The sequence below is a fragment of the Sulfitobacter sp. genome, assembly GCF_041552635.1.
Classification (GTDB): domain Bacteria; phylum Pseudomonadota; class Alphaproteobacteria; order Rhodobacterales; family Rhodobacteraceae; genus Sulfitobacter.
Genome location: NZ_JBFEKM010000009.1, coordinates 33889 through 42271, shown reverse-complemented (window position 1 = coordinate 42271; position 8383 = coordinate 33889). Strand labels below are relative to the sequence as shown.

8 protein-coding genes are annotated in these 8383 nt (G+C 58.1%); 1 reads left to right on the top strand and 7 read right to left on the bottom strand.

All coding sequences use genetic code 11. From position 1 onward, the window contains the following. The 3 genes from ABYT07_RS02070 to mgtE form a co-directional block, all read right to left on the bottom strand. Positions 1–1142 (bottom strand): hypothetical protein (locus ABYT07_RS02070; RefSeq protein WP_372989048.1); only part of this gene is annotated, 1142 nt, incomplete at its 3' end. A gap of 32 nt (positions 1143–1174) precedes the next feature. After that, positions 1175–1738, bottom strand: a complete 564-nt coding sequence (locus tag ABYT07_RS02065) for a 5-formyltetrahydrofolate cyclo-ligase (RefSeq protein WP_372989046.1) — start codon at positions 1736–1738, stop codon at positions 1175–1177. Then, entirely contained in the window at positions 1735–3138 is a 1404-nt protein-coding gene (mgtE, locus tag ABYT07_RS02060) for a magnesium transporter (protein WP_372989045.1), read from the bottom strand. Before mgtE ends, ABYT07_RS02065 begins: the two co-directional genes overlap by 4 nt. Before the next feature lie 116 nt (positions 3139–3254). Here mgtE and guaD point away from each other — a divergent pair, with 116 nt between their 5' ends. Continuing rightward, on the top strand, positions 3255–4547 hold the full coding sequence (guaD, locus tag ABYT07_RS02055) for a guanine deaminase (protein WP_372989043.1): 1293 nt from the start codon (positions 3255–3257) through the stop codon (positions 4545–4547). Between the two features lie 152 nt (positions 4548–4699). Here guaD and ABYT07_RS02050 read toward each other — a convergent pair whose 3' ends face one another. From ABYT07_RS02050 to ABYT07_RS02035, 4 genes are read right to left on the bottom strand one after another with little or no spacing between them, the layout of a single operon-like run. Then, the gene (locus ABYT07_RS02050) at positions 4700–5125 is read right to left on the bottom strand and encodes a CAP domain-containing protein (RefSeq protein WP_372989041.1); all 426 of its coding nucleotides are present in this window, start codon (positions 5123–5125) and stop codon (positions 4700–4702) included. Then, the gene (locus ABYT07_RS02045) at positions 5122–6474 is read right to left on the bottom strand and encodes an 8-oxoguanine deaminase (protein ID WP_372989040.1); all 1353 of its coding nucleotides are present in this window, start codon (positions 6472–6474) and stop codon (positions 5122–5124) included. The genes ABYT07_RS02050 and ABYT07_RS02045 overlap by 4 nt, the downstream gene beginning before the upstream one ends. Continuing rightward, positions 6471–7277, bottom strand: coding sequence for a histidinol-phosphatase (hisN, locus tag ABYT07_RS02040; RefSeq protein ID WP_372989038.1), 807 nt, complete (start codon positions 7275–7277; stop codon positions 6471–6473). Before hisN ends, ABYT07_RS02045 begins: the two co-directional genes overlap by 4 nt. A 58-nt stretch (positions 7278–7335) precedes the next feature. After that, positions 7336–7710, bottom strand: coding sequence for a helix-turn-helix domain-containing protein (locus ABYT07_RS02035; RefSeq protein ID WP_372989036.1), 375 nt, complete (start codon positions 7708–7710; stop codon positions 7336–7338). Positions 7711–8383: the final 673 nt, after the last annotated feature.

Sequence of the window (8383 nt, the reverse complement as noted above, 5' to 3'; positions counted from 1 at the left end):
GCCGCCAAGGCGGCAAATCCCAAGCTGCGGTTTTTTGCACCCTGCTTGCTGGTGCTGATCGCCGCAATGGCCGCTTGCAGTGCATAGTAGACCGCGAATGCCCGCGAGGCATAGCTGATGATCTGGAACACATCCGCGCCCCACGTCAGCAGCAACCCAACCACCGTGAGCAGCAGATACCCCATGCGCACGGAAATACGTTTTGCCGACAGTTCTTCCATAAGTCCACCTGATCCGCTGGTGTCGGCCACTGCGGCGCTAAACTGCGCCGCCAAAGCGGCAGCAACCAACAAAAACGGCAAGATCGGTGCCACATCGGCCATCATGTCAACGATGGCCGTTTCGCTGAAATGCAGGTCATCGCGGTGAAAGACATAGGCCAGTAGCACGATGTAGATCATGTAAATCAGGGTCGACAGCCATTGCGCCCACTTCATCGACCGCACACGGGTGCCAGCCTCATAGGTATCACCCAGATAGCGCGAGGTCTCGAACCCCTGCACTGTGACGATCAGTCCAAAGGCCAGCGTGACCGCCGCCCAGCCGGACATTTCTATCGGGATAACCACCAGCGCGCCCACCTGCACCTTGCCCCAAAAGAACGCCGACAGCGCCACCAACAGACCCGCGATAATCGCCAGTTTGATCGTCACAGCAAGGTATTCCAACCGCTCAAGCGAGGCAAAGCCGCGCGTCCAACCGACGGTCAGGATCAGCAGATAGACAGCACTGGTCAGTAACTTGGCCCCAACTGCGCTGTCAAAGGGCGTCAAACTTACGCCAAAGGCGCCGAACAGGTTCAGATAATAGGCGACAGACACGATATAGGCAAAACTCAGCGCCCAGGATGATGCCGCCTCAAGCCCTTTTGGCATTGCCTCGCCAGCCTGAAGCCGGCGCATATTATAGCGGATTGCGGCCCCGAACAGATAGGCGACGCCACATAGTCCGGCCATGACCACAGGGGCCAGCCAGCCATAATGGGCCATCAGGATCGGCCCCAATACCAGAAATCCGCTGCCGATGATCGACGCCAGCGGTGTCGTCATCGCAGCCCATGTCACGCTGCGCCGCACTGGCCCCGACCACAAAACACCCGCCGCCACAGTGATCGCGCCAAGGATTGCGAGCGCCAATATCATCGGGGCGATCTCATCGAGAAACTTTCAACGGCTTAGCCGCGGACATCTATAACGCCTGCCTCGGTCACGATCAGGTCCAGCGGTTGATCTGTGGGCTCAAGCGGCAGCGCGTCGACCTCTTGCCCCGCAAAGGCAAAGCCTATGGCCAACGTGGCCCGCCGCGCGCGAAGCTGTTCCAACGTGCGGTCATAGAACCCGCCGCCATACCCCAACCTGTCGCCCTTGCGCGTAAAGGCCAGCAACGGGACAATCACGATTTCGGGGTCGAAAAAATCGTCAGTCTCGGGAATTTTCGCCCCGAAGGGACCCGCTATCATCACCCCCTCGGGCGTCCAGCGCGAAAAGCGCAACGGTTGGTTTGCGCCCATGATCACGGGCACCCCGACGGGACCATGCGCAGATGCTTCGGCCATGGCCGGGCACGGGTCGATTTCGGTCCGGATCGGCATAAATCCCGACAGCGGCACACCGCGATAGCCTGCAAGAACCTCGCTTAGATATCCGGCTTGTGCGGCATTCGCAGCCTTGAACAGTGGGCTACGGCGGGCAAAGCTTGCCTTGCGGGCCGCATCCTTGATCGCCGCCAGATCGGTCACAGCAACACGGCGGCAGCAAGGCCAAGGAACGCGAAAAAGCCCACCACATCCGTGACCGTCGTCACAAACGCCCCCGAGGCCAGCGCAGGATCAACACCGATCCGTTCCAACACAATCGGAATGCCTGTCCCCGCGAGGCCTGCAACAACCATGTTAATCACCATGGCCGTCGCAATCACATAGCCCAGCGCGGGCGAGCCGAACCAAACGATCCCCACAATCCCCATAACAACGGCAAAGATGATTCCGTTGATCAGCCCCACCAGACATTCGCGCCGGATCACCCGCCAAACATTCGACCCAGTAAGGTCGCGTGTTGCGATGGCGCGCACGGCCACGGTAAGGCTTTGGGTGCCCGCATTGCCGCCCATCGACGCAACAATCGGCATCAACACAGCCAGCGCCACGATCTGCGCAATCGCAACTTCGAATTGTGAAATAACCATCGACGCTGCAATCGCAGTCACCAGATTGACCGCCAACCACGGCAGGCGCTGTTTTGTCGTCTCTATGACGCGGTCGGACAGCGACCCTTCACCGACACCGGCCAGACGCAAGATGTCTTCCTCGTGTTCCTCGTCCAGTACGGCCATGGCATCATCAATCGTAATGACCCCGATCAACCGGCCTTCGTCATCGACCACAGGGGCCGAGATCAGGTGATACTGGTTGAACGCATAGGCCACATCGCCCTCGGGCTGGGTGGCCGGGATCACCTGAAAGGTATCCTCAAGAATATCGCGCAGCGGCGTCGCCCGCTTTGAGCGCATCAGCTTGCCCAGCGTGACATTGCCCACCGGATGCAGCCGCGGATCAACCATCACGACGTGATAGAACTGATCGGGCAGATCATCCTCGGGGGTTTTGCGCAAATAATCGATCGCCTCGCCCACCGTCCAGTGTTCGGGGGCCATCACGACCTCGCGCTGCATCAGACGACCGGCGGAATACTCCGGATATGCCATCGCCTGCTCGACAGCGGCACGGTCCACATCTTCAAGCGCACCCAAAATCGCTTCGGCTTGCGCATCTTCAAGGTCTTCGATCAGGTCGACAACATCATCGCTGTCCATGTCGCGCACAGCGTCGGACAACACCTGCGGGGTCAGGATGCCGATGACTTCCTCGCGGATGGATTCGTCAAGTTCCGACAGGATTTCGCCGTCGAATTCGCGGTCATAAAGCCGGATCAGCTTGGTCCGCTCGAAACTGCTGATCTGCTCCAAAAGGTCAGCGATATCCGCCGCGTGCAGCGGCTCCATCAGCTCGGTCAGCTTGGCGGCATCATCAATCTCGACCGCATAAAGGATCGAGGCAACAGCCTTGGGGTTCAACCGGTAGGCTTCGGAATCGTCCTCTGCTTCAACGGGGTGCTCAAGTTCTTGAAGTTCATCGGCCATCACACACCCCTTTTCCGGTCGCAACGATAATAGGGGGGCCTGCAAGGGGATACAATGGCGCGCAACGTGACATTTGGGCGATTGTCCCCGCCCCGACCACCCCCTAAAAGGGAGCCATGAAAAACCAAGCACTCCTTCTCGGCCAGACCCTGCATTTCAACGGCAATCCGCTTACCGACAGCTGGAACGAAACCGTCCATATCGACAACGCAGGCGGTGTCCTGATCGAAGGCGGCCATATCGCGGCCGTTGGCCCGGCTGCAACACTCCGCGCCGCCCACCCGCGCGCACAGGTGACTGATTATGGCGATGCGCTGATCTGTCCGGGCTTTGTGGATGCGCATGTGCACTACCCCCAAACCGCCATCATCGCCAGCTGGGGCAAGCGCCTGATTGACTGGCTCAACCTCTATACCTTCCCCGAAGAAATGCGCCTGTCCGATCCGGCCTATGCGGCTGATATCGCGGGCCGTTATCTTGATCTGACGCTGGACCATGGCACAACGACGGTGTGTTCTTACGCGACCATCGCCCCCCATAGCGTTGATGCGATTTTCAACGCTGCCGCGTCGCGGGGCCAGCGCATCGTGGCTGGCAAGACCTGCATGGACCGCAACGCGCCCGACGGGCTCCGCGACACGGCGCAGACCGCCTATGACGACAGCAAGGCCCTGATCGACCGTTGGCACGGCAAAGGACGCGCCAGCTATGCAATCACACCGCGCTTCACGCCGACCTCAAGCACCGACCAACTGGCGGCCCTTGGCGCGCTTTGGGGCGAAAACCCAGATTGCCTGATGCAAACCCACCTTAGCGAACAGGTCGATGAAATCGCATGGGTCCGTGACCTTGTCCCCCATGCCCGCGACTACCTTGATACCTACGAAGAACATGGCCTGTTAGGCCCGCGCGCGGTCTTTGGGCATGCCATCCACATGACGCCACGCGAAATCGACCGTTTGTCGGAAACCGGCGCTGCCGTTGTTCACTGTCCGACATCGAACACATTTATCGGCTCGGGCCTGTTTGATATGGCGGGCCTTGCCGCGCGCCACATACCCATCGGCCTTGCCACCGACACCGGCGGCGGCTCCTCTTTCTCGATGCTGCGCACCATGGCCGCGGCCTACGAGATCGGCCAACTGCGCGGCACCCCGCTCCATGCCGCTCAGCTGATGTGGCTCGCCACTGCAGGCTCCGCGCGCAGCTTGCACCTGCAAGACAATATAGGCGCGCTTCAAACAGGGCTTGAGGCTGATATCACAATCCTCGACCTCGCCTCGACACCCGCCATCACCCAACGCGCCACAACGGCAGAGGACATCTGGGACAAGGTTTTTGCGACCATTATGATGGGCGACGACCGCGCGATCACAGACGTCTGGGTCAACGGCCAAAAGCGGCCCTGAATCCTCTTCATTTTGCCAAATAAACTCCCCGCGGAGCGTCCTTGCCCCACACCAGACACTGCCGTCCAAAACCGTTGGCTCACGCAGCATCAAGTGCCCGGAATAGAAATGCGGCGCAGCCGCTCCGCCTAACGGATCAACACGCTAGCGGGTCAGCAAGGTGCTGCCAGAACCATTGCCCAAATCCGGTCCGGTCCTTGGACCAACCCGAACTCGCGGGCGTTCTTGTTGATCATATTTGCATAATGGCCGGGCGAATTAGCCCATCCCTGCATAACCTGGTTCAAATCGCGCTGCCCCTTGGCAAGGTTTTCCGCAACAAAACACCATTTGTAGCGCTGTTTTCTAACTCTGTCTCCGACACTTGACCCGCTGCGCCCCTCATGGGCGAAATAGCCATGCTTGGCCATATCCAGCACATGCGCCTGTGCTGCGGCCTCAAGCTTGGTCGAATAAACAACCGGGGCCACGCCTTTGGACGCGCGCAAATCGTTCAGCGCTTTGATCGCAGCGGGGTTTGCAAGGACGGGCACCCCGAATGACGCCAACATAATAAAACAAAGTAAAAATCGTCTCATACCCGATCCCGCAAAGCCCGAGCCATCTGGTTTTGCTTCACAATTTGCTTTGATAGATCAATGGTTTTCAACTGGCCGTCAGCAACCACAATACGGCCTTCGACGACCAGATCGCGTACGGCCGTTGGCCCGGCAAGCAACAGTGCTGCCGGATCCCAACTGCCAGCCGCCTCAATGCCGCTGACGTCCCATATGGCAATATCGGCCCGCGCGCCCACAGCAATGCGGCCGCATTCGGGACGGCCCAGAATATCCGCCCCGCCGCGCGTGGCAATCTCAAGCGCCTCGCGCGCGCTCATCGCATCGGCCCCGCGGGCGACGCGTTGCAACAGCATCGCCTGACGGGCCTCGGCCACCAGATTGCCCGCATCATTGCTGGCCGATCCGTCCACGCCCAGCCCAACGGCCACGCCCGCATCACGCATGGCGCGGATCGGCGCGATACCCGACCCAAGACGGCAATTCGAACAGGGGCAATGCGCTACACCGGTGCCGGTGCGGGCAAACAGATCAATTTCGCTGGCATCCAGCTTGACACAATGGGCGTGCCAGACATCGGGGCCGGTCCAGCCTAGGTCTTGGGCATATTCCCCCGGACGGCAGCCGAATTTTTCAAGGGAATAGGCGATATCTTCGTCGTTCTCGGCCAGATGGGTGTGCAACATCACCCCTTTGTCGCGCGCCAGTACCGCAGTATCGCGCATCAAATCGCGGCTTACTGAAAACGGCGAACAGGGTGCTATGCCGACGCGACACATCGATCCCTGCGACGGGTCGTGAAAGGCGTCGATTACACGAATGCAATCGTTCAGGATCGCGGCCTCGTTCTCGACCAGCGCATCAGGCGGCAGCCCGCCGTCACTTTCACCGATGCTCATCGCGCCGCGTGTCGGCTGAAACCGCAGGCCGATTTCGGCGGCAGCATGAATCGTATCCTCAAGACGCGATCCATTGGGGTAAAGATACAGATGATCAGAGCTGAGCGTGCAGCCCGACAGCGCCAATTCGGCCAGACCAATCTGCGCCGAGGTAAACATATGATCGGGCGTAAACCGCGCCCAGATCGGGTAAAGCGTCTTGAGCCAGCCAAACAACAACGCATCTTGTCCACCGGGGACAGCACGGGTCAAGGTCTGGTACAAATGGTGGTGCGTGTTCACCAGCCCCGGCGTCACGACACAGCCACTGGCGTCGATCACCCGGTCAATCACCTGACTGTCGCCAATTATCCCGTGACCTACGGCAACGATGGCCCCATCGCGCACCAGAACATCAGCACCCGCCAATTCGCGCCGGTCATCATCCATGGTCAAAAGGTGATCCGCCCCCCGGATCAGCAGCGTCGTCATGGCGCGCAATCCCTTAGGATTGCCAATGCCTGCGCATGGATTTCTGCATTCGCAGCCGCGATTGCGCGCCCACCTAGATGGGCTGGACCACCTTGCCAATCGGTCACGATGCCGCCTGCGGCCTGCACAACCGCAATCGGTGCCTGAATATCATAGGCCTGCAACCCCGCCTCTATGACCAGATCAACCTGTCCTGCGGCGACCAAGGCATAGGCATAGCAATCCATACCATAGCGGGTCAGGCGCGCTTTGCGGGAGACTTCGGCGAAGGCAGCCCCTTCGGCGGCAGAACCCACTTCGGGGAATGTGGTGAAAACCGTCGCCTCGGAGATATCTCGTGCTGTGCGGGTTTTCAGCGGATGGGTTCCGCTGCTGCCCGTCAACATGGCATCATATGATGTGCCGATGAACCGCTCGCCGATATAGGGTTGATCGATGATGCCAAAAAACGGCCCATTGTCATCGCTTAGGGCAATCAGGACACCCCAAGTCGGTGTGCCAGACACAAAGCCCCGCGTGCCGTCAATCGGGTCCAAAACCCAAGTCAGCCCGGATTGCCCCGAGGCCGAGCCATATTCTTCGCCCAAAATCGCATCATCCGGGCGCTCTTTGCTCAGGATTTCGCGCATCGCGCGCTCAGCCGCACGGTCTGCTTCGGTAACAGGGTCGTACCCACCCGCCAGCTTGTTGTCCGCAGATAATGCAGCGGTACGAAAATACGGTAAGGTGGCGAGGCGTGCAGCATCTGCAAGCAGATGCCCTACACGCAATACATCGGGGGTGTCGTGAGGATGCTGTTTCATAGGTCTTGGCCTGCCATCATCGGCAGGCCTTTGCAAGATCGGATGAAACAGTCACATCTTATGCTACGTCGCTTAAAACCCGCGCAAGTTCGAACAAACGGCGACGCTGGTTTTCAGGAATAGCGTAATACGAACGCACAAGGTCCATCGCTTCCTTGTCGCCGATCAGATCGGCAGGGATATTGTCTGGCACAGCGTCGGTCTTGATCTTCTCGGCTTCCATACCTTCGAAGAAGTACGCAACGCTCACATTCAGGGCATCTGCGATATCCCAAAGACGGGACGCGCTGACGCGATTTGCACCTGTTTCGTATTTTTGGATTTGTTGAAATTTGATCCCGACTACTTCAGCAAGCTGTTGCTGCGTTACGCCAGCGAGCCAGCGACGTTGGCGAATGCGCTTTCCTACGTGGATATCAACTTTATGGGGCATCAGTTTCTTCTTTCTAAAAAATTGGACGTATACATACGTCCGGATCGTTACGTGACAAGGGGATCTTTGGCAGAGGTACCAAGCTTTAGCTTGGACGTTATCTTACAATTATATCAATGTTGCGCAAACAAAATGAATATGAACGCCCGTTCAAAAACTCTGACATTCGCGCTTTCTCCCCAGAAACACTGAACGTGTTGAGTAATTCCACATTAACTCTCCTTATCCGTGCACACAACCTACCGCTGAAACCTGACAGGTCAAAATGACTTCTGCCTTTTTTTAAGAATAAGGCTGCGTTGTACCGTTATAGTTGAGCATATAAAGCAGGGAATGCCCGCAACGAAAGCAGATTAAATAATTTAATATCAATATTTTAACATGCACTTGTGACCGATAACGCGCTCCTTGAGTCAACTGGCAAAGTTTTGCCTATTTGCAACCTAAATACACTGTAGTTGTCGCAACAGCTATAAACGCCCCTTCAGATGCGCCAGAAACCACTGAAAAATGGAATCACGAAGGACGTTGGTCCGTACGGTTTCACCCAGCACCTTGGTTGGTCGCCGGCAAGAGTTTCGCACCCACTTCAAGTGATCAAACCGCAGACAGTTACACAACCAACGCGAGATCTTTGTCCTGGCACAGCGGTATTTTGGCGTTACGAGATGCG

Coding starts and splice junctions, on each gene's coding strand:
- mgtE (WP_372989045.1), bottom strand. CDS start 3,138: ATGGCCGATGAACTTCAAGAACTTGAGCACCCCGTTGAAGCAGAGGAC.
- guaD (WP_372989043.1), top strand. CDS start 3,255: ATGAAAAACCAAGCACTCCTTCTCGGCCAGACCCTGCATTTCAACGGC.
- ABYT07_RS02050 (WP_372989041.1), bottom strand. CDS start 5,125: ATGAGACGATTTTTACTTTGTTTTATTATGTTGGCGTCATTCGGGGTG.
- ABYT07_RS02045 (WP_372989040.1), bottom strand. CDS start 6,474: ATGACGACGCTGCTGATCCGGGGGGCGGATCACCTTTTGACCATGGAT.
- hisN (WP_372989038.1), bottom strand. CDS start 7,277: ATGAAACAGCATCCTCACGACACCCCCGATGTATTGCGTGTAGGGCAT.
- ABYT07_RS02035 (WP_372989036.1), bottom strand. CDS start 7,710: ATGCCCCATAAAGTTGATATCCACGTAGGAAAGCGCATTCGCCAACGT.